Here is a 22,407-nt window from a genome sequence, read left to right on the forward strand (position 1 = left end):
AATATTGCTTTACAGCGTAAAGCTAAGTAGATTGGCTACCTGATGAACGGCCTGTTTTTCATGACGCTTGCGAGTTTGCTACGATGCGTACACTAAAGAACCCCTTATTGGTTGGAATTTCGGCCCTGGTGCTGGGCGTTGGTTATTACGCAACCCATTCGGCCAATCAGGTTGATTTCACCGCCGATGTAAAACCCATCCTGAATAAAAAGTGCATGGCCTGTCATGGCGGGGTGAAGAAAGCCGGTGGTTTCAGCCTGCTGTTCCGCGAAGAAGCGCTGGGTAAAACCAAGTCCGGCAAACCCGCCATTCTGCCCGGCGATGCGGAACACTCCGAGATCATCCGGCGGATTACCCATAAAGATCCCGACCAGCGAATGCCTAAAAAGGGTGATCCGCTGACGGACGAAGAAATCAGGATTCTGACCGACTGGGTCGAGCAGGGCGCCGAATGGGGAACGCACTGGGCTTACAAACCGGTTGAAAAGCCGGAGGTACCGATGGGCTCCTGGTGGGCCAGGCTGAAGACAACCCTGGCGGGTGGCTCTACGACCAACTGGGCGGTTAACGACATCGATTACTTTGTGCTGGACAAACAGCGGGAAGCAGGGCTGTCGCCGTCGAAACAGGCCGATAAAGCGAAGCTGCTCCGGCGCGTGAGCCTGGACCTGACGGGCCTGCCACCGACCGAAGAGCAGTACCAGCGCTTTCTGAACGACAAGCGGGCCAATGCTTACGAGCTTGCGGTTGACTCGCTGCTGGCCTCACCGGCCTACGGGGAGCGGTGGGCAACCATGTGGCTGGACCTGGCCCGCTACGCCGACTCGAAAGGCTACGAAAAAGACGATGGCCGCAACATCTGGCGGTACCGCGACTGGGTCATTAAAGCATTTAATCAGAATATGCCTTACCGCCAGTTTATTACCGAACAACTGGCGGGTGATCTGTTGCCCCAGCCGACCGAGGACCAGCTCATTGCCACGGCTTTCCACCGCAATACGGCCAACAACGACGAAGGCGGCACCGACGATGAAGAATTCCGGGTATCGGCCGTGCTGGACCGGGTCAGCACCAACTGGGTAGCCTTCAACAGCACCACGTTTGCCTGCGCCCAGTGCCACAGCCATCCGTACGATCCCTTCCGCCATGAGGATTTTTATAAGTACATGGCGTTCTTCAACAATACGCGCGATGAAGATGTCATGGACGAATCGGCGCACCTGCGTTTTTTTAACGAGAAAGATCAGCCGAAACTGGACTCCCTCACCAATTGGCTCAAGACGAATGTCTCTGAAGCCATAGCCCGACAGTATACTCATTTTGTCCGGACGGTAGAGCCTCGTATCTACGCCCATCATTTCGACAGCTTCCAGAAAGGTACCGCTGAGCCCAGTTCGTACCTGGCCATGCAGAACGGCGGCACCTGCCGGCTACCCAACGCACCAACGGCCGGAAAGAATAAGCTACTGCTCTCTTACGCGACTAAGAACGCCGGCGGCAGCATTGAAATCCGGACTGATAGCCTGAATGGGCCAACCCTGGCTACCGTGAAGCTGGATACCTCCGGCAGCCGTAATTTCTGGAATGGACTGACGCTACTGAAGTGGGTGGATCTGCCCCGGTTCAGCTCGCGGAAGAATCTGCATTTTATTTTCCGTAACCCTCGACTGACGGATGAAAAACAGGATGTCTGCCTGGTAAACTGGGTGATGTTTCTGGATGAAGACCTGCCCGGCAAGGACAAACCGGGTTATGCCGGACAGCTACAAAATCTGAACGATCTGCTGCTGACCAGGACCGACAACGTACCTATTTTGCAGGAGAATCCGGCCGAGCTGGCCCGCACCACCCGGATCTTCGAGCGCGGCAGTTTTCTGACGCCGACCAAAGCCGTGCAGCCGGATGTGCCCCAGACGCTTCTGCCGTTCCCGACAGGTGCACCCCGCAACCGGCTGGGGCTGGCGATGTGGCTTACTGCCAATGAGCATCCGCTGACGGCCCGGACCATGGTTAACCGGCTGTGGGAGCAGTTGTTCGGTACCGGACTTGTCGAAACCCTGGAAGATATGGGCTCGCAGGGTTTTACGCCCACCCATCCGGAATTGCTGGATTACCTGTCGTACCGCTTTATGCACGACTGGAACTGGCAGCTAAAACCCCTGCTAAAAGAGCTTGTCCTTTCCGCCACCTACCGGCAGGATGCCCACGCCACTGATGACCAGTTAACCAAAGACCCCGCTAACCAGTATCTGGCTCGCGGACCTCGGGTACGGCTTTCCGGGGAACAAATTCGGGATCAGGCGCTGTTGGTGAGTGGACTGCTCAGCCCGAAGATGTACGGCAAACCGGTGATGCCGTATCAGCCGCAGGGCGTCTGGCAGGTAGTGTACAGTGGCAGTCAGTGGAAACAAAGTGAAGGGGAAGACGCTTACCGACGGGCGATTTATACCTACGTGCGCCGATCGAGTCCGTACCCGAGTCTGAGTTCGTTTGATGGGCTCATACGCGATGTGTGCCTAGCCCGTCGGATTCGTACTAATACGCCCTTGCAGGCCCTGGTGACGCTGAACGATTCGGCCTTCGTGGAAATGGCCCAGAATTTTGCACTACGCCTGGAAAAGGAGGGGGGGAGCACAATAGATAGTCGCCTGCAAAAGGGGTATTACCTGATGACCGGTCAGGTGTTACCACCTAAAAAGCAACGTGTCCTGAAAGGACTGTACACCGAGGCCCTCACCCGGTTCCGTCAGGAGCCCCAAAAAGCCGAGCAATGGTTTTGCGGAGCCGCGCCCGGAACGGCAGCCCTGGCCCTCGTGGCCAATACGATGTTTAACATGGATGAGTTTGTGACAAAGGAGTAATTCACCTGCTGTCACTCAATCATTCGATCACTCTATCACTTAATCATTCCCATGTCTCTCCAGGACGAACTTAACCTCGAATCGGCCCTGTTCACCACCCGCCGGCATTTTTTGAAACAATGCTCCTCGGGCATTGGCATGATGGCCCTGGGTACGCTCTTTGGCGGTTGCGGGACAGGTGAGAAGCCCGCGGAAGCAGGGCCGGAACTGAACCCCTTTGCGGTGCGACCGTCGCATTTTGCGGGGAAGGCCAAGTCGGTCATTTTCCTGCACATGTGCGGATCACCGTCGCAACTGGAACTGTGGGATTATAAGCCGGAACTGGCCAAACTGGACGGTAAACCCTGCCCGCCTTCGTTTCTGGAGGGGAAGAAGTTTGCCTTTATCCGCGGAGTACCCGATATGCTGGCATCGGTTGGGCAGTTCAAGCAGCATGGCGAGTCCGGGGCCTGGCTATCTGATTATTTTCAGCACCTGCCGTCGGTGGCCGACGAAATTTCGTTCCTGAAGGCGATGTATACCGACCAGTTCAATCACGCACCCGCCCAACTACTGATGCATACCGGCGGTGCCCGGCTGGGCCGTCCGTCGATGGGTTCGTGGGTCACCTACGGGCTGGGGTCGGAGAGTGATAACCTGCCCGGCTTTGTGGTGCTGACCTCCGGGGGCAAAACCCCCGACGCCGGTAAGTCGATCTGGGGTAGCGGCTTCCTGCCGTCGGTGTACCAGGGCGTGCAGTGCCGGTCGGAAGGCGAACCGGTACTGTTTCTGAGCGACCCGGCGGGGCTGGACCGGGATCTGCGTAAAAAAACCATTGACGCCTTAACGGAAGTGAACCGGCAGCAGTACGAAGAATTTAAGGACCCCGAAACGCTGGCTCGTATTTCCCAGTACGAAATGGCTTTCAAGATGCAGGTATCCGTGCCGGAGGTGATGGACATCAGCAAAGAGCCGGCGTACATCCATGAACTTTACGGCACCGAACCCGGTAAATCCTCGTTCGCCAACAACTGCCTGCTCGCCCGGAAACTGGTCGAAAAAGGCGTCCGGTTCGTGCAGTTGTACGACTGGGGCTGGGATACCCACGGTGACGGCGAAGGGACCTCGCTCGAAATTGGCCTCCGCCGAAAGACCAAACAGATCGACCAGCCCATCACGGCCCTGCTAATGGATCTTAAGCAGCGCGGTATGCTGGACGAAACATTACTTGTTTGGGGCACCGAATTTGGCCGTACGCCCATGCAGGAGAACCGAAACGGCAAAAAGATGCCTTTCAAAGGCCGTGACCATCATACCGACGCCTTTACCTGCTGGATGGCCGGGGGCGGCATCCGTCGGGGGTATAGCCACGGCGAAAGCGACGAGTTTGGCTACTTCGGTTTGAAGGGACGCACCCACATCCACGACTTACAGGCCACCATTCTGCACCAGTTGGGCTTCGACCACGAGCGGCTCACCTATGACTTTCAGGGTCGTAATTACCGCCTGACCGATGTAGCCGGGAAAGTCATTCGGGAGGTAATTGCCTGAGGGCATCCTCACAGCCACTCCCAGGCGCTCTGGTACGTGTTTAGCGCTTCGGCATAGGCAATGAAGTCGCCATAGAACGGCAGGCTCCCCAACGTGGCGCTGTCGCCGACAATAACCAGTTTCTTGCGGGCTCTGGTCATGGCTACGTTCATGCGCCGGATATCCGACAGGAAGCCTATATCGCCTTCGGGGTTGCTGCGGACCAGCGAGATGTAGACAATATCACGCTCCTGGCCCTGGAAGCTATCGATGGTATTCACCGCAATTTTGGCGCTGTACGGCTGTAAGTCCGTCGCAGCGCGTATCTGTTCGGTCAACAGGGCAATCTGCTGTTTGTAGGGTGAGATGACAGCCACGGTCGGAAAATCCTGCGGGGTATAGAGTGTGCTCAGGTCGGCTACCAATGCGCTCAGATGCCTGACCAGCAGAGCCGCTTCGTCGGGGTTGGTGGAGCTGGTACCGTCGAGTTGTTCGTCAAAACCGCAACCGGCCGTATCGACAAACACCAGCGAAGTATCGCCGTCGAATAAGCGGTGGCGGGCCACCGACGCATGGGCTTTCAGGTTGTTCTGGTAAAACACCTGCGCCGAATAGCCCATAATGTGCTCGTGCATCCGGTACTGCTCATCAAGTAGCGAAACCGCTCCGGGGTGCAGGGCCACGCACTTTTCCAGCAGCGTGGTACCCAGACCGCGACGCGCTGCCTCCGCTGATTTGATGGTCGGCGGCAGCTGGCAGTGATCGCCGGCCAGCACCACTTTCCGCGCTTTCAGAATCGGAATCCAGCAGGCGGGTTCGAGGGCCTGCCCGGCTTCGTCGATAACGACGGTATGGTAGGTCAGGTCGCGAACGGCATACTGATTGGCGCCCACCAGCGTCGCGGTAATCACCTGCGCTTTGGCAATCAGATCATCAACGACGTACTGCTCCGTCTGGGCAACTTCCTTCAGGATGCGGTGGGCTTCATCAAATAAAGCCTTGCGTTGTTCGCGTTCGGCTTTGCCGAACGTGCGCTTGTATTTATGGGCCATCGTCCGGAATTCATTCGCCTGCTTCTTCAGCTTTCGGGCTTCCTTCATGTACGGATGGTCGTTCACCCGCTGATCCAGGGTAAGCGCCATTAACCGCTCTGAAACACGGGCCGGGTTACCGATTCGGAGCACGTTCAGCCCCTGCTCGTGCAGTTTTTCGCTCAGCAGATCCACGGCGGTATTGCTGGGGGCTACCACTAGCATTTTCTGGTTATCCTGCCGGATGAGTATTTTAATGGCCTGCACCAGCGTGGTGGTTTTGCCCGTGCCGGGCGGGCCATGCACAATCGCCAGTTCGTTGGCCGCCAGGATCTGATTAACGGCCGCCTGCTGGCTGGGATTCAGCTGCGGCAGCGATAAGGCGGGCCTGTCGGAATGGAACGTGGGGGAGTGCTGTCCCGTCAGAATGTTGATAAGCCGATGATCTGATTTCTCACTGAGCGTATTCGCCCGTTTGAGCGCCTGCTCCATTTCGTCGTAGCTGTTCTCGTCGAAGAGCAGTTCCACCCCCAGTTTGCCATCGCGGGACCAATCGGGCAGCTCATCAACCCGGAGGGTGAGTTTAAGTCGGTTACCGCTCTGGTGTGAGATGGTCCCTTCGACCCGGTCCTGTTTGGGGTCATGGTTGCTGAACAGAACAGCCGGCATGCCGAAACGTAACTGGTGCGGAATCTCCTGGTGGGTGGTGCGTTCGAGTTCAACGGTCAAGTATTCGCCACGACCCAGTTCGGAACCGCGTATCGCGATTGGATACCACGTTAAGCCGTTGGCCCGGCGTTCGGTCAGGGAGGTAGTTTGGGTAAGTTGCTGGTATTGCCGCCGGTCTTCGTCCCGTTCCAGTTTAAGGAGCGCCAGCAGGTCTTTAAAATAATTCATGCGGGGGAGGGTAACAGACGTTGGACACCAGACAGTAGACGCCCTGCACATTGCATAATCTACCGTCTGGTGTCCAGCATCTAAGGTCTTTCGTTTGTGCCGGACACGGGTATGAGCCTGGCCGAGAGATCGGGCGTTTTCATGTCTTTATCAAAGGGAAACATGGGGCGCTGGATACGCTTGTACGGCAGGCGGAACAATTCCTGATCCACCCCGCCCGGCGTCAGGGCCATGATCCAGTCCTTCTGCATCTCGTACAACTCGGGCTGGAGGTAACCGATCTTCACCACGACAATGTCGGCGGTGCGGGGGTTGAGGCCCAGCCGCGTAAAATCGGTTTCTTCGTGATAGGGTTTGCGCTTCTGCGTTACGATCACGCTAACGCTACCCACCTTTACTACCACTTCGACCTCCGCGTTTTTGTCCCCCCGTTCAATGGCGGTTACCGTTCCGCTGAGCCGGACGGGCGGGGCAAACCGATGATCCACGATTGCCCCGGCGGTGCCGTCGACGCGCCCTCCAATACCGGCCGCTACGGCTTTTTTGACAAATTCCGGATCGGGTAGTGACGCGTAGATCAGCGATGGACCGTTTGGCTGTTTAAACTCCGGTCGTTTCAGGATTTCGGTGAGCGTCCAGGTTACGTCTCCCGCGCCCCCGGCCGTAGGGTTATCGCCCGTATCGCTGATGTAGAACGGACGTTTGGGGCTGGCAATGGCCTTGCTGAGTACCTCCGCCAGCGTACCCGTGGGGGCCACAAAATCGAACTGATTGCGTACCCGCCAGAAGTCCCGGGCCAGTTTTTCGGCGGTCTGCGTCACCCTGACCTTATCATCGCCCACGACCATCACGGCAGCGTGGTTACGGGGTTCGTCGGCCCAGGCATAGCCGATCCAGATGCCCGCGTCTATCACGCCCGGCTGCTCATCCGCTAAGGCAGTTACCTGCTGGTACAAACTTTTGCCCGGCTCGATGCGCGTACTTGTTTTCTCGCCCGGCAGCAAAATAGGTACGGCAATCAGCGCCTTGTACGCGGGCTTGCCTTTGCCGCTCCGGAGCCGTTCGAGCAGGTTGACCACGGCCCGTTCTTTTGTCTGCATGGCATCTTCGTGGGGTGCCATCCGGTAGCAGGTCATCAGGTCGGTGTTCTGCGCCAGCCGTTCGGAAACGTTGCCGTGCAGATCCATCGACGTCGATACGAGTGTCTGGTAGCCAATTACCTGCCGGATACGGGCCAGCATATCGCCCTCCGGGTCATCGAGGCCCTGCACGCTCATCGCCCCATGAATATCGAAATACAGCCCATCGTAGGGTGCGTATTTTTTGAGAGAGTCCAGCATTTTACCCACCAGGGATTCGTACGCCTGCCGGGTCACAATTCCGCCGGGCAGCGATTTGCCCAGAACGGTGGGTACCCAGCGGACCTGTTTCCGGAGCGGAGCCGTGCCCATCAGGAACGGATAGGCGTTGAATACCTCGCCACTGTACCGGGCGTGAAAGGCCGGTTCCAGCGTAACGGCGGGCGAAAAGGTGCTCGATTCAATGCCCAGCCCCGCAATGGCGATACGCGGTAAGGCGGTACTGGTGGACTGAGACTGAGCGGTATTGACAACAACAAACCAGACGGTAAGGCAGACGAGAAGACGTTTCATGTCCAAAAATACAGCATTCCAATGAATTTGTCTGACCTCACCCGGATGCCGGCCACTCACGAATCGGCCTGTTCCCCGTTCAGGTGCCTTGCTGATTCTGATGCGCGTGGCGGTGTACCGACACGGCTCCACAATCCTCCAGGATCTCCACCACCTGGCGAGCCTCCTGAATCGAATCCACCACGACGGCCACGACACAGTGGCAATGCGCTTCCTCGGCATACTTCCTGAATTTCTCATCATCGCCACTCCCTACCAGCGCTTTAAGGAAACCACCAATATCCCTGATGTCGGTGGTGGTAAGCTGGGACGAAGTCGACGAATCAACGGGGGAATCAGTAGGGCTGGCAGATTCCTCCGTTACACTCTCTTCCGGAGCCTGCTCTTCATACCACTGGATGGCCTCCTGCCTGACGCCATTATGCATTAATTTTTTTATGGCATTCTGCACTTCAGTTGCCTTTCCATAGATACCTACTACGGTTTGTATCATCACTTCTTTTGTTTTTAGCCGCGCTTTGAACTGGTAACTAACCGCTGTGCTATACGATTTGTTACCTGCCACGGACAATTATCTGTTCAGGCGAAGGGGACGCCAGATTGTAAATCGCACAAGCTGCCCATTTATGGTAGTGACATACGGCCCGGTGGGCGACTCAGACAAGTAGGTGATGAGACGACACGTCTTGTACTAAGAAAACCGGCACCCATATGGACCAGTACATTTTGCTTGTTGGCTGCTTCGATACCAAAGGAGAGGTATTTGCTTACCTGCGAAAAGCGATCCTGGCTCAGGGAGAGCGTGTGCTTACCATCAATACGGGGATTATGGGTACCACTCCTGACTTTCCGGTTGATTATGAAGCCAGCTTAGTTGCCCAAAAGGCAAATCACCCTCTGACGGAACTTCAGAAAAATCGGGATCGTGGGCATGCCATTGAGGTCATGAGCAGAGGGGCGGCCGTGCTGGTGCGGGAATTGGCGGAAGCCGGTAAGGTCAAGGCCGTGATGGGCATGGGCGGTGGGGGAGGGACCTTCATTGCACTGGCAGCCATGCAGTCCGTTCCCTTCGGCATCCCGAAACTCTGCCTGAGCACGGTAGCAGCCAAGGATCTCTCCCGGCAGGCAGGCAGTAAAGATATCACCCTGATGCCGTCCATCGTTGATGTCGCTGGCCTGAACAGCATCATTGCGCCCTTGATTGACCAGGCTGCCGCAGCCGTCTGTGCCATGGCCAATGTGAAAGCGACCGCTACCCATAAACCGGCCGGCCGTATTGCCATCAGCATGTTTGGGAATACCACCGCCTGTGTGGATCAGTGTACCGCTTTATTACAGGAACAGGGTTACGAAGTCTTTGCTTTCCATGCCAATGGCGTGGGCGGCAAAACCATGGAAGCCCTGATTGCCGAAGGATGTTTTGATGCCGTACTCGACGTAACTACGACCGAACTCGCCGATGACCTCTGCGGAGGCATTTGCAGCGCGGGCCCGGATCGGCTGATGGCGGCTGCCAAACAGGGAATTCCGCAGGTTGTGGTTCCGGGCTGTTTGGATATGGTTAATTTTGGCCACCCGGATGCCGTACCGGATCAGTACAAAAACCGTATGTTGTACAGTTGGGCACCGGACGTCACGCTCATGCGTACGGATGAAGCCGAAAACAATGAACTGGGCAAGCGGCTGGCCCGGAAACTCAACCCGTCAACAGGGCCGGTCAGGGTCGTTTTACCGTTAAACGGTATTTCCCAGATGGATGCCGCAGGAGGCCTGTTTCACCAGCCCTCCTGCAATACAGCGCTCTTCGACGCGATTAAGGACCATGCTTCGGAACGTGTGCCGGTAATCGAGTCAGCCGCGCACATTAATGATCCAGCCTTTGCTTCTTTGCTGGTTGGCAGCCTGGTTGCGATGCTGCAACAAACGAATTCAACCATACCCAACAAATCATAATCAAGACCTGCTATGCCCAATCCATGGACCGGAATCGGAAATCCCTACACGAAACAGGAAGTTCGGGATCGTTTACAGCATACCCTTAACCAGCAGAAGGCCATTATTGCCGCCGGGGCCGGAACCGGTATCAGCGCCAAATTCATCGAAAAAGGGGGGGCTGATCTGCTCATCATTTACAATTCCGGGCGGTTCCGCATGAGCGGACATGGCTCGACGGCGGGTTTGATGGCCTACGATGATGCCAATGCCGTAGCCATGGAAATTGGCGAATATGAAGTGTTACCCGTGGTTGAGCAAATCCCGGTAATCTGCGGAGTACATGGCTCCGACCCCCGCCGGCGTATGTGGCACCATTTGCTGAAAGTAAAAGAGATGGGCTTTTCGGGCGTCAATAACTTTCCTACGCACTGCATCGTCGACGGCCAGTTCCGGCGGGTGCTGGAAGAAACCGGAATGGGCTTTGACAAAGAAGTGGAGATGATCCGGCTGGCTACCAAAATGGACCTGTTCTCGATTGTCTACGTGGCTACGCCAGCGGAAGCGCGTCAGATGGCCGAAGCCGGGGCCGATGCCGTCATCGCCCACGTAGGCACTACGGTGGGTGGCTCCATTGGGGTTGTCGAGGCTACCTGCTCCATGGATGAGGCTGCGGAACGAACCCGGCAAATTATTGATGCGGCTAAAGCGGTGAATCCGGACACCTTTTTTCTGACGCATGGCGGCCCGATCAATACCCCCGATGATGTCCGCCTGATTCTGGACCGAACCCAGGCGCATGGATTTGTAGGAGCCTCTTCGCTGGAACGTATGGGTGTTGAAGCCTCCTTAACCGAGTTAACCAGACAGTTCAAGGCGCTGACGCTCAACCGGTCCTGACCAATATTTTTTGCCAGGCAGGTTGCTTACCTTGATGCGTGGTATACCTTCTTCAGACACTTTTCTTATTTTTACATACCGATGTAACGCATTCCGGTTCCTTTACTCTTACATGATGAAGCCTAAATTTATAACCATTAGTGAAACCATTATTGAAAAAATAAAATCCGGAGAGCTACAGCCAGGGGATCAGATACCTTCTGAAAACGAACTCATCAAACATTATCAGGTCAGCAACACCACGGCCCGCAAAAGTCTGCTGGACATTGAGTCGAGGGGCTGGGCGAAACGAATCAAAGGCAAGGGTACTTACGTGCTGAACCGGACGCGGGACCACCACCTGATCCGTACCCTGGGCTCCATTTATGCCACTCGGAGGGGTTTTCACGAGAGCCTGCTGGCCGAAGGGTTTCAACCCAAAAATCTGGTGCTTGAAAAAACGATTCTGCCCGATGGCATCTCGTCGGAAATCGGCGGCAAACATTTTATCATTGATGGCCCAGTGCTCAAACTACACCAGCTCCGGTACGCCGACGAGGAAATCATCAAAGACGAACTGAAGTACATTTCCCTAAAGCTCTGTCCGAACATCAACCGCATGCCGACGGAGATTTCGTATTTTAAAGTGTACGAAAGCTCCTACCACCTGAAAATTGAGGAGGTCAAACAGACGCTGAGTGCCGATATTCTGCAACCCGACTCGGCGGAAAACAACTTTGAGCTGAAAAAGGCAACCCCCATGTTTATTCTGGACAGCGCGGTGGTCTGCACGGGCAATAAAGTCGTTGAAATTGAACGTTCCTACTACCGGGGTGACAAGTATAAGTTTGCCATCATCGCCAATCCGGATTACAACGATACCAACGGCCAGTCGGAAAGCTAATCTGCCTTTATTTCGTGTTGGCTAACCATTCGATGATGGTATTGGCGATGATCTCATGGCCCGCCAGATTCGGGTGGTTAACGTGCGACATATAATCTTTCACCGCCCCGGTAAGCGCTATTTTCTTGAACACTGCATACGGATCAGCGAGCCCGACATGATGCGTCTCTGCCAGTTGCCGGATCTGGATGGTATGCTGTTCCAGCGGATTGTCGGCCGCCAGCAGGTCAACCCGCTGGTCGGGCGAGGGGGTTAGCAGGATCACTTTAATATGTTGCGCCAGCGCCTTCCGAATCATGCCGTCCCAGGCCTCTTTTGTCTTCTCCATCCCCTGAAACCGATCATTGAGGGCGTAGTCGATCAGGAGCACATCAGGTCTATGCACCAGTACCTCCTTTTCCAGCCGTGCATTCCCTTTTTGTGAGTTCTCTCCCCCGATAGCCGTCACGATGACATTAACCACCGCATACGGGTATTGCTCTTTAAGCTTCCTCAGCACCAGATGCGGATACGACTCCAGCGTATGAACCTCATGATTATGCCAGAACCCGGCCGGCACGGAATGCCCGTGAAAGACGATATTGATGGTCCGGTTTTTCGGCCAGACGGCATTCAGTTCTTTCTTTACGTCGGCCAGATACGAATTCTTATCCGCTACCTGCGCCTGACTGGTAATTGACAGGAAAAGCAGGATACCAGGAAGACAGGTCAGAAGTTTCATGGTTTTAGGGGTTTTACGGTCCAGAGGGTAACGGGCCCCAGCAGGCCCGACTTTTTGAGCGGTACATCGCCCCATGGGGTCAGGTTCTTGTTCGCTTTAACGATATTGGTATTCGTGAATTTTTCGCCGGTGAGCGCATCGCCGGTCATGCGGTTCGACCAGGTATTGGCTACCTCTACTTTCAATTGATTGGTCCCCGGTATGAGAGCGTCCGTAATATCAAACCGGTGCGGCTTCGCCCAGGTAATGCCCATGGGCTTGTTGTTCACCCATACTTCAGCGACCTCAGCCATATCGCCCAAATCCAGATAGATTCGTTCATTTGGTGCGGGTTTGGCGACGGCAAACGACTTCTGATAGGCCGCGATACCCGAAAAGTAGCGAATGCCTTTTTCGGGAGCCTCGGTCCAGGACATCAGTTTCGGGAACGAAGCTTTTTCGGGCGCTCCCCAGTTTTTGGGGAACGTGAGGTTCCACGCACCGGTGAGTGTGGTAACGGGCGATAAGACGTCTACCCGCTGCGTAGTGGCTCCCTTCTTTACGCCGGAGGGGCTTTTCTCCAGCGAAAAGAAACCAGACGGGGTGTACTGGATCATCGGCGGCCCCCCACCCGCGCCGGCAGTAACCTGGTAGTGAGCAGCCGGCTTTTCGTTGGTGAATACAATAAAATAAGTTCCATGAGGAGGCAGGGTGAGCGGCATCACCGCCTGGCTACCCGTCTGATCGTAGACGCTAACCGGCACGATCTCGCCGGATACGGGGTCCCATAGCTGGGGCGCTTTGCCCTGCTGACGGAAACTACAGTTTCTGGATACCCATTGATCTGTGGTGTTCCGAATCAGATAGAAGTCATTACCATTCCGGGCGGAGTGAATATAGTCAAGCGTACCGGCTTTCTGATCCGAATAACTGAAATCAGGGGAGACCTGTAAGGCTTCCAGTACCTTCACGGGTTCGGTCGTAGCGTATATCTTGCCATTCTCACGAGCTGTACGGGTAAAGGCGCTGGTCGTCCATAGCTGATTCGCTGCGGCTGCCACCTCGCTGCTGGCTTTGGGCTGGTGGGTCAGGCCCGCCGATCCAGCCGGCTTCTGGCCTACGATGATCGCTCCCTGTTCGGCCAGTAGCTTGAGTTTAGCCAGCGCCTGCGGGTTCATCCCGGACTCGTTGCCGATGCTGAGTACCTTGTAGCGGCCGACACCCGGCAAAACCAGTTCACCCTTGTCGACGGTCAGATTGTTGATGAGCACTTCGGTATTGACGATCTCGTAGTCATAACCCGGTCCGACGCTGAAGCGCGTATTCTTGGGGGGCACCAGGTTCGGCACGTTGTCGCCGTAGTAATGGAGTACATCCGCTACAAAGTCCGTGTTCTGAAGAATAAAGGAGATACGCGCCAGGTAGTCATTGAACGGCTTGATCTTGGGCCACCAGACACGCCGGTCGTTGTAGTGCGTACCGGCAAAGTAAGCGATACCCGGATACCCGAAGCCGGTTGGATTATGGGGAAAGCCGTGAATGACCAGCCGGTTCATTCCTTCGCAGAAGGCGCGGTCGGCAATGACCTTCAGATTGGCCGGCCCTTCCTGCCAGTCCCAGTAGCTGGTGAAAGCCTCTTCTTCCACCATGCCCCGTTTGTAGATATGCGAAGCAGCCGCAATCTCTTTGACCAGCCAGATCAGATCCACGATACTGTCTTTATCGAAGAACGTGCGGTTGTACCAAAACTCTCCGCGGGGAATGTCGAGTGAACCGAGCGCTTTCAGGGTCTCCACCGGAATGTGGTGCAGGTGACCCGGTCCGCCGGCTTCCGAGGTGATCTTTAGCCCATACCTATTGCAGATCTCCTTCGACTTCCGGTAGTGATTGTTGATCATCAGCTCCGAAAACGTCTTGGTAAAATCAACCTGAAAGCCTTCGTAGGTGTTAGACGCGAACAGAGCGGGCGTGTAGATGGCCGGCAGGAACTTGTAAATATCATAGCCGTGCAGTTTCCGGAACGTTGCGGGCAGCGACGACGTCCAGGTAAACTCCTTGGCCTCGTAACTGGCGAGGTATAGGTACTTCAGAGCACTCTGGCGGAAATCACCGATCCGGGGCTTCAGACGGTCAATAAAATACATCAGGTGCATCTCGGTCGCCGTCGAATCGAAATGGTCGATAATGGGCCCCAGCGAATTGGGCGTAGGCCGGATCAACTGCTCGCCGGAGTTGGAGCAGACATAGCGGTACACATCCCAATCACCGGCGGGGGCTTGCCAGGCAAGGGTTTCCGACGCGGCATCGAAGTGTTTCGTTACATTGATGATCGCTGAGGTATCCGTCAGATTGCCGGCACCGGCCGGCACCGCAATAACGGCTACATCTTCCCGGTAAACGGGCCTCCCGGTATCATCGTACTCAATCTTGCGCGGATTGCCCTGCCGGTCGGGCGTAATGGTCGGGAAGGGCAACTTGACGCGGGCAGGGGAACTGCCGGTAAGGGTTGTTTTGGAGAAATAGAGCGTTTTGGCTGCGTGCTTCGGCTGCACCCAGCTTCCGCCGGCATTCCAGCTACTGGCCAGGTTCAGGCCTACCTCCAGGTTTAGTTTACCGGCTTCCTGAATGGCCATCTGGATCACATCCAGCGACTGATCCCCCATAAAAGCGGGACCCGCCGGAATAATCCGGTTGGGATCGCTGGCGGGCGGCAGTCCGATTTCGAAAATATCGACGCCACCTAAACCGGCATTTTTGATGGCCCGCAGTTCTTCTTTGAGCCTGACGGTATCCACGTAGCCGTTGAGCCACCACCAGTATACCTTAGGACGTGCCGGGAGCGGTGGGCGTTTAAACCCTTCTTTTAGGACGATCAGCTCATCGGAAGGCTTCTGGCCAATGCGAAACGAGAGTAACGTGGCCGTTCCCACCAGGATCAGGGCACCCATGATTATCCACCTGGTCAATCGCGGCTGACGGTTATCACGCTGATTTCTGCTAAAGCTTTCCATTCGTAGTTATGTGAAAGGGTTGAACAGTTTGGAGGGTAACCGGTCCCAAAAGACCCGACTCGACTAAGGGCGTTTCAGACCACAGCAACTCCCGGGAGCCTCTTACTTTCAGGTTGGTCTGGGTATAGTTTTCCTTCTCCCTGATATCGCCGATGATCCGGTTCGACCAGGTATTGATGACTTCGACGCGCAGCGAGTTTTCACCGGGTTTTATGACATCCGTCACATCGTAGCGGTAGGGCGCGGCCCAGGTTATGCCCAGCGGTTTTCCGTTCAGCCATACGTCAGCCACCTTACCTACTTTGCCGAGGTCGAGGTAAGTCCGGCCGGAGGAAGCCGCAGGCCTGGTGTAGGTAAACGTTTTGGTGTACAGACCGGCCCCGGAATAATGCGCAATACCTTTATCGGCAGACTGTGTCCAGGAGATCAGGGTCGGAAACGTTGCCGTTTCGGGTGCTCCCCAGCCTTTGGTGAAGGTAACATGCCAGGTTCCTTCAATGGGCTGAACCTGTATCCTGTTATCTATCCGACTGGCTTTGGCGGTACCCGTAAGTTCAACATTGCCGTTCTCCAGAAACTCCAGCCCATTAGGGGTATACGTAAACAGCGGTGGATGCGCCGTTGTCGAGGTTACCGCTTTGAAGGGCGGGGGGCTGCTTTGCCGGTTGAACACGACAAAGCAGGAACCGTACGGACCAAACGTAAGCGGTACCTCAACATGATCTCCAACCTGGTTGTAGACCGGGATTGGAATGATCTGCCCCGTCACGGCATCCCATAATTCGGGGGCTTTACCGGGTTGTCGGAAAGAGCAGAGCCGGGCTACGGTCTTGTCGGTGGTATTGCGTACGAAGTAAAAATCCAGTTCCCCTTTTTTGTGGTGGATGTAGTCGAGCAGGGGTTGACTCTTGCCCATGTAGTCGATCCGCTGCGAGCCTTTGTCGGGATAGTCGAAATCGGGCGATACCCTGAGGGCCTGCAGGATTTGCCCGGCCGGTGTCGTAAAGACCTTCCCTTTTTTCAGCTCATTCGGTGAAAAGTTACCTGTACCGTTCCACAGCCGGTTGGCTACTGTCTGGCTGGCACCCCACACGCCCGTTGGTTTCGCTCCAGTGATAATGGCCCCGGCTTTGGCGAGTTCTTCCAGTTTTCGAAGTACAGCCGGGTCATCTCCGATGATTTCATCCAGCGCCAGGACTTTAAACTGCGCCCCGTACGGCAGGGTAAGCAACCCGTTTTTGACGGTGAGGTCGCTCAGGAGCTTTTCGGTATTAATAAGCTCATAGTCATACCCGGAGCCAACGGCAAAACGGGAGTTCTTGGGCGTACCAAAGTTGGGCACCTTGTTGCCGTAGTAGTACAGGACATCGGCGACAAAGCCGGTCTCCTGCAACACGTACGAGACCCGCGCCAGGTAATCGTTGAACGGTTTTACTTTAGGCCACCAGGTGGTCTTGACGTTGAAATGGGTACCGGCGGCATACACATTACCCGGAAATCCCTGCCGGGTAGGATTATGGGTAAAGCCATGAATGACCGGACGACTCATGCCCTCACAAAAGGCCCGGTCGCCGATGGGCCGCATATCGCCGGGGCCTTCCTGCCAGTTCTGAAAGCTGGTGAAAGCCTCCAGTTCGGTGATTTTGCGTCGGTAGAGGTGCGAAGCAGCCGCAATCTCTTTGACCAGCATCAGCAGGTCGATACTGTCTTTGGTATCGTCGAGCCGGGCGTGATTGATCCAGAACTCACCGCGGGGTACATCCAGCGAGCCCAGAGCTTTAATGGCTTCCACCGGCACATTATGCAGTGGTGGCCCCGGCCCGCCCGACTCCGAAATCAGGTTCAGTCCGTAGCGATTGGCAATTTCTTTACCCTTTCGGTAGTGGTTGTTGATCATCAGCTCGGAAATGGTCCGGTTCAGATCCTGCTGGAAACGATCGGTGGTTTTCGGGTCGAAAGCCGTTTTGTTGAAGATGTAAGGCAGAAATTTGGCTATGTCGTAGCCGTTCAGTTTCTTAAACTGATCCGCTAGGGAAGGGGTCCACAAGGCATTTTTGGCTTCGAAGCTGGCCAGGTAAAGATTCTTCAGTGCCGTTTTCCGGAAATCCCCCAGCACCGGTTTCAGCCGGTTGATGAAGTACATAAAGTGCATCCGGGTGGCGGTCGAGTCGAAATGATCGATGATGGGGCCCTTCGAGTTGGGACTGGGCAGCAACAGCGGATCCCCCGAGTTGGAGCAGACGTAGCGATGAATTTCCCAGGTACCGGTCGGTACAGACCAGTTCAGGGTTTCTGTTTTCGGGTCAAAATAGCGGGTTACATTAACAATCCGGCTGGTGTCCAGATACGTTTGTCCGGCCTGAACCGGTATGGCCAGCACGGCTACCTCCTGGCGGTACACGGGCCTGCCATCGGGTGCAAACTGAATCAACAACTCATTCCCTCTGCTGTCTTTCTTCGGAATGTCGGGAAACGGTACCGGAATCGACTGGCGGCCCGGCTTATCCATCATGAGTTTAGACACGTACAGCGACTTTGCCGCGTACTCGGGCGTTACCCAACTGCCACCGGCATTCCAGCTGCTGGCCAGATTCAGGCCTACCTCCAGGCCGAGCTTCGTCGCTTCCTGAATCGCAAACGTGATGGTCTTCAGCGACTCGTCACCCATGAACGACGGCCCGGCGGGAACCAGGCCGTCGGACCGGAAACCGATTTCAAAAATATCGACCCCACCCAGCCCGGCATTCTTAATGCTTTGCAGTTCTTCCCGCAGCAGGGTGGTGTCGGTATGTCCGTTGAGCCACCACCAGTACACCTTAGGCCGAGCAGTGCCTTTGGGATCTTTAAAGCCGGCCTGCATGGTTTTCAGATCCTGCGCCTTGCTGGCGTATGGTAACGCCAGGCAGGCAAGCCAGCAGGCCGAAAAAACAATAAAAGCCAGGTAGTTGCGTGTCCGTATTTTCATGGTTGTTCAGGGGTTAGGATGCCGGAGTGCGAACGTCACCAGGATACGACCAGATTACCGGTTACGTTTTCCACGATATAGTGCTTACCGAAGCGGTTGTCGCCGGCTTTAAAAGTGACCTGGCCTGTTTTCCAGGGGTAGGCCGCATTGACGTAGGCGTGAAACTGCTGATCCGTTATGTGTTCTTCGGGATAGATCCGGACCGTAGCATTTTTCAGGCCCTCGACGCTATACCGTTTGGTAATACCTTTCTGACCGGAGTGAAGCTCTTTGAAGGAGACAATTCCATCGGTCTGCTCCACAAAAACCCGGCACTCCCGGTTCCAGGATGTCGGCATGGTGTAGGTGGAATTTCCGCGGTCCAGTTTTGTCTCCAACCCCAGCAGCAGCGGAGCGCCCTGCTGGAACCGGAAGCGCTGTTTTACGGTACTGTTGGGGTTGTAGCCGGAGAATATAAAGGCATTGTTACTGCGGGCGATGGTCAGCACCGGGTTCTTGATGGATGGGTCCTGCTTCTCCACCGAGTGGCCGAGGCCAAACTCCTGCAGGATATACCGCAGGTGCAGCGGACCCGTAAACCATTTCTCCGGGTCATCGGGCGTCAGTAACCGCCCCCCCGTAAAACTGCTGGCGTTGGTGCCGCGCAGGTAAGCCACTTTTCCGCCCTGCCATTCCGGCCTGGTGCGAACCCAGACTGCATCGCGGCTTTTACCACCCTGCTCTACCTGCACCAGCAGTTTGGTGCCGGCATCACTGCTGTTTTTCAGCGTCGTGCGGAAACCGCCACCGCTGAACAGGGCGCGGTGGTTAATCACGCTGGGGTACGCTTTCTCCAGCATATCGGTCATGTAGTTCGTCCTGATCCGGAACTCGCCTTCGAGCGGAGCGTCATTCGTCTGGTTCAGGAAATCCAGAAAGGCCGGGCTGGCATGATCCGTAGGGCCAAAAATGATGAGCTTGCCGCCTTTCTGGACAAAACCCATCAGGGCCTTTTCCAACGCGGAGCCCACATCCGGCGCAATGGTCAGCAACGTCGACTCCCGGAAGTAGCCCGGCTGTCTGGCTATAACCGACTGGAACGAGGTGGTGGAAATGACCGTGTTCAGCGGCAGGCCGTTATTGATGGCCTGCCGGATGTACCAGTCACCGTAGTAGACTTCCGGTAGCCGGTCTTTAGCCGAGTACGCCCACTGGTGGTACTCATCAAAGGGATAGACCCAGACCAGCGGGCCGGGGGCCGTGGGTGCATCGTAGCGGGCTTTCAGGATGTGCGGGGTAACCTCATCGGGTACCTGCGTGGGCATTTCGCCCAGGGAGTTGTCGATGGTCAGGAAGTTCAGGTGCGTGGGGATGCCGATTTTGCCGTTGGCGTCAATCCGGCTGACTGACATCGGCAGGTAAATATCGTGCGCTTCCCGCCCGTAGCGATCGAGCCAGGGGCTGTTGAGCCACCAGGGGTCGTGGGTGTAATAGCGGAACAGAAAGCGGTTGTCGGGCAGTTCGGCCATACGCGACATATAGCCGACCATCTCCAGACCAAAATCCCCATCCAGAGCCGCCCAGGGCGAGTTCGGCGGAGGCAGCATGTTGTAGTTACCCTCGTAAATCTGTTTCAGGTTGACGGCATCCCGCGCCAGGTCAGCACCGACCGACAGGTTGGTACCTCTCGTCTGGATCTGAAACGTTGGGCATTCCTTCCGGAACAGCTTCCAGAAATCATTGATTTTCGCGGTTAAGTCCGCCAGCCGGTTTTGGGCAAAGTCTTTACCGGTAAAGATGGCACCCGTAGCCGACCAGCCTTCGGCCCCGAACCCAAACCCGTTGCTGAACCAGATGTAATCGTACCCTAAGTCCTTCAGAAAATGCTGACTCTGCCGGCCGAAGAATAGGCCAAAGGGTGTGTTGGCCGGAATGCCTTTGGGAAAGCCGGCGTAGGTGTTGTTATCGGCGTTCAAAACGGAATAACAACTGACAAAGCTTTTATGGCCCATGGCGCTGCCGCCCAGGATTTCCGGATGCTTTTTGTATTTGAACTCCGATTTGGCAAACTCCGGACCGGGGTCGAAGGTAGCCCCCACCAGAATCGGCTTGCCCGTCACGCGTTTCCCTGCTTCTTTCAGCGCCTGAATGATAAATTTGAGGTCGCCGTAGGTAAACGCGGGCGGGTTGTCCATGTAGAGGTAAGCCCGCTCGTGGATGGAGAGTTCTTCCGGTCCGGAGCCTACTTCGTGTTTGGTGTTGGGATTGCCCAGGTAGCGGGCCCACTCCAGCGACTGATCAAGCGTACCCTTGTAGTCCAGGATTTCGGAACCATCGCTGGTCCACAGCATCACAGACACCGTATCGGTATGGCGAAGCAGCGAATGCCACTGGGTGAACATTTCGGTAGCGACCTCGCGGATATAGGCTTTATCATTCCTTTTGAACGGCTTTAGCGAGGCCTCCAGCGTAATGTTGTTGAATGATTTGCCTTTCAGGTAAGAATTACCAGCCTGAGCCTGAGCAGGCTGCGGATTTACACCGCAGCCCAGCATCAGGCAAAAGAGAAGGATGAATAAATGGACCGGGAATGTTTGCATACGTACGACGTAACAGCCAGGGTACTGTGGGGTCTGGTTAGTACCCTGGGTTTTGTTTGACAGTTGAATTCAGGTCTACCTCATTCTGCGGAATCGGGAACAGCAGTTCAAAGTCTTCTACCGAAAAGTTTAACTTTTGACTGGCGTAGTGAGCATTCAGTACTTCCCTGGCCCGGCCCGTCCGGACCAGATCAAACCAGCGGTGTCCCTCCAGAAAGAACTCCAGTTGCCGTTCTTTTTCCATAGCTGTCCGGAACTGCTGCTGGCTGAGATTGGCTAACTCCGGCAGTTTTGCCCGCTTCCGGACCTGATTTAAATAAGGCAGCGCTTCGGCGGTTTTACCCAGTTCGTTCAGGGCTTCGGCGTACATCAGCAGCACATCCGCGTAACGCAGCACAGTAAACGTTACGCCCCCGTCCGAAAGGGCAATGGCGTTGAAGTCGACAAACTTCAGACCGTAGCGGGAGTAACTCTTTCGGCCGTTGATCAGCCGGACGGAGTCACTGACCGATACCGTTTTACGGTCGTCCCCAGCTTCGTACGTGTTTATCAGATTGAGCGTAGGAACAATCCGGCCGGAACCCTGCAGGTTGTTGGGAAAAATAGCCATGCTGGTGATGGCGGGCGTAAAGACTGCGGAGTAGTTGTTGCCCAGGTTGCGGTTCGTGGTGTACTGAATTTCCAGCATCGACTCGGCCAGGTTGTTATTGCCCGACGAGAAGAGGGTTTTGTAAGCGGGAGCCAGCGAATACCGATTGGCGTCAATCACCTCCTTCAACTTATCCGCGGCCGGCTGGTACTGTTGAAGGGTCAGGTACACTTTACCCAGCAGTGCTTTCACCGTACTGCGCGACGCTCGCGTTTTATCGGTATTCAGGGCCGCCGGAAGGAGTGATTCGGCACTCTGCAAATCCGCGATAATTATTTTATAGACCTCCTCCTTCGGCTTTAAGGATAAGTCGCTAGCCGCAATCTGGCCAGGGCTGGTAAACTCCTGATCGGTGATGGGTACGTTGCCGAACAGACGAACCAGGTAGAAATAGCTCAACGCCCGCAGGAATTTGGTTTCTCCAATGATCTTGTCTTTGGTGGCCTGGTCGAACTCCACCTTGTCGATGCGGTTCAGCAGGGTGTTGCTTTTGGAAATGGTGGACAAACAGGTACTCCACATCCCGCTGACGATACCATTGGTGGAGGTCAGGCCGTTCTGATCAAGCTGCATCTCGTCCGTTGTCGGCGACGACCACTGGATCTCGGCGTTATCGGTATTCAACTCGGCGACATACTGTACGGCGCTGTTGCTGTACAGGCCCCGAATATTGCTGTAGATACCGACCAGTGCTTTCTCAAAATCATTCTGGTTCTTGAAAAAGCTTCCGGTGCTGATCTGGTGCTGCGGGTATAATTCAAGGAAATCACGGCATGAAGACAGGCCCACCATCAGGAGGGTGGCTGCTATTAGCATCTTCTTCATAGCATTTATCGAT

13 protein-coding genes are annotated in these 22,407 nt (G+C 55.6%); 5 read left to right on the forward strand and 8 right to left on the reverse strand.

What is annotated here, in order from left to right:
- The first annotated feature begins 83 nt into the window (after positions 1-83).
- The gene (locus ABD949_RS28635) at positions 84-2,861 is read left to right on the forward strand and encodes a DUF1553 domain-containing protein (protein WP_345249613.1); all 2,778 of its coding nucleotides are present in this window, start codon (positions 84-86) and stop codon (positions 2,859-2,861) included.
- Positions 2,862-2,912: 51 nt separating this feature from the next.
- A complete protein-coding gene (locus ABD949_RS28640) occupies positions 2,913-4,391 on the forward strand; it encodes a DUF1501 domain-containing protein (RefSeq protein ID WP_345249615.1) in 1,479 nt (492 codons plus the stop codon).
- An 8-nt stretch (positions 4,392-4,399) separates the two neighbouring features.
- Here ABD949_RS28640 and ABD949_RS28645 read toward each other — a convergent pair whose 3' ends face one another.
- The 3 genes from ABD949_RS28645 to ABD949_RS28655 all read right to left on the reverse strand — a co-directional run bounded on the left by ABD949_RS28645 (position 4,400) and on the right by ABD949_RS28655 (position 8,443).
- Complete coding sequence (locus ABD949_RS28645) at positions 4,400-6,298, reverse strand: AAA domain-containing protein (protein WP_345249617.1); 1,899 nt, start codon at positions 6,296-6,298, stop codon at positions 4,400-4,402.
- Between the two features lie 80 nt (positions 6,299-6,378).
- Positions 6,379-7,950 carry a M81 family metallopeptidase gene (locus ABD949_RS28650; protein ID WP_345249619.1) on the reverse strand — a complete coding sequence of 524 codons (1,572 nt, stop codon included), beginning with the start codon at positions 7,948-7,950 and terminating at the stop codon, positions 6,379-6,381.
- A 79-nt stretch (positions 7,951-8,029) separates the two neighbouring features.
- Complete coding sequence (locus ABD949_RS28655; RefSeq protein ID WP_345249621.1) at positions 8,030-8,443, reverse strand: hypothetical protein; 414 nt, start codon at positions 8,441-8,443, stop codon at positions 8,030-8,032.
- A gap of 218 nt (positions 8,444-8,661) precedes the next feature.
- Between ABD949_RS28655 and ABD949_RS28660 the strand changes: the two genes are divergently transcribed.
- From ABD949_RS28660 to ABD949_RS28670, 3 genes are all read left to right on the forward strand, one after another.
- Entirely contained in the window at positions 8,662-9,903 is a 1,242-nt protein-coding gene (locus ABD949_RS28660) for a Tm-1-like ATP-binding domain-containing protein (protein WP_345249623.1), read from the forward strand.
- Between the two features lie 12 nt (positions 9,904-9,915).
- On the forward strand, positions 9,916-10,782 hold the full coding sequence (locus ABD949_RS28665; protein WP_345249625.1) for a phosphoenolpyruvate hydrolase family protein: 867 nt from the start codon (positions 9,916-9,918) through the stop codon (positions 10,780-10,782).
- Between the two features lie 112 nt (positions 10,783-10,894).
- Positions 10,895-11,665, forward strand: coding sequence for a GntR family transcriptional regulator (locus ABD949_RS28670; RefSeq protein WP_345249627.1), 771 nt, complete (start codon positions 10,895-10,897; stop codon positions 11,663-11,665).
- Positions 11,666-11,672: 7 nt separating this feature from the next.
- On the opposite strand, the gene ABD949_RS28675 is transcribed toward ABD949_RS28670, so the two are convergent.
- Genes ABD949_RS28675 through ABD949_RS28695 form a run of 5 tightly spaced genes read right to left on the reverse strand, consistent with a single transcriptional unit; the run spans position 11,673 to position 22,394 of the window.
- Positions 11,673-12,386, reverse strand: a complete 714-nt coding sequence (locus ABD949_RS28675; RefSeq protein WP_345249629.1) for an SGNH/GDSL hydrolase family protein — start codon at positions 12,384-12,386, stop codon at positions 11,673-11,675.
- The gene (locus ABD949_RS28680; protein ID WP_345249631.1) at positions 12,383-15,331 is read right to left on the reverse strand and encodes a glycosyl hydrolase; all 2,949 of its coding nucleotides are present in this window, start codon (positions 15,329-15,331) and stop codon (positions 12,383-12,385) included. The genes ABD949_RS28675 and ABD949_RS28680 overlap by 4 nt, the downstream gene beginning before the upstream one ends.
- A gap of 31 nt (positions 15,332-15,362) precedes the next feature.
- Positions 15,363-18,341, reverse strand: coding sequence for a glycosyl hydrolase (locus ABD949_RS28685; protein ID WP_345249633.1), 2,979 nt, complete (start codon positions 18,339-18,341; stop codon positions 15,363-15,365).
- 35 nt (positions 18,342-18,376) lie between these two features.
- On the reverse strand, positions 18,377-20,920 hold the full coding sequence (locus ABD949_RS28690; protein ID WP_345249635.1) for a hypothetical protein: 2,544 nt from the start codon (positions 20,918-20,920) through the stop codon (positions 18,377-18,379).
- A gap of 37 nt (positions 20,921-20,957) precedes the next feature.
- Positions 20,958-22,394, reverse strand: a complete 1,437-nt coding sequence (locus ABD949_RS28695) for a RagB/SusD family nutrient uptake outer membrane protein (protein ID WP_345249637.1) — start codon at positions 22,392-22,394, stop codon at positions 20,958-20,960.
- Positions 22,395-22,407: the final 13 nt, after the last annotated feature.

The sequence above is a fragment of the Nibrella saemangeumensis genome (assembly GCF_039541915.1).
GTDB classification, from domain to species: domain Bacteria; phylum Bacteroidota; class Bacteroidia; order Cytophagales; family Spirosomataceae; genus Nibrella; species Nibrella saemangeumensis.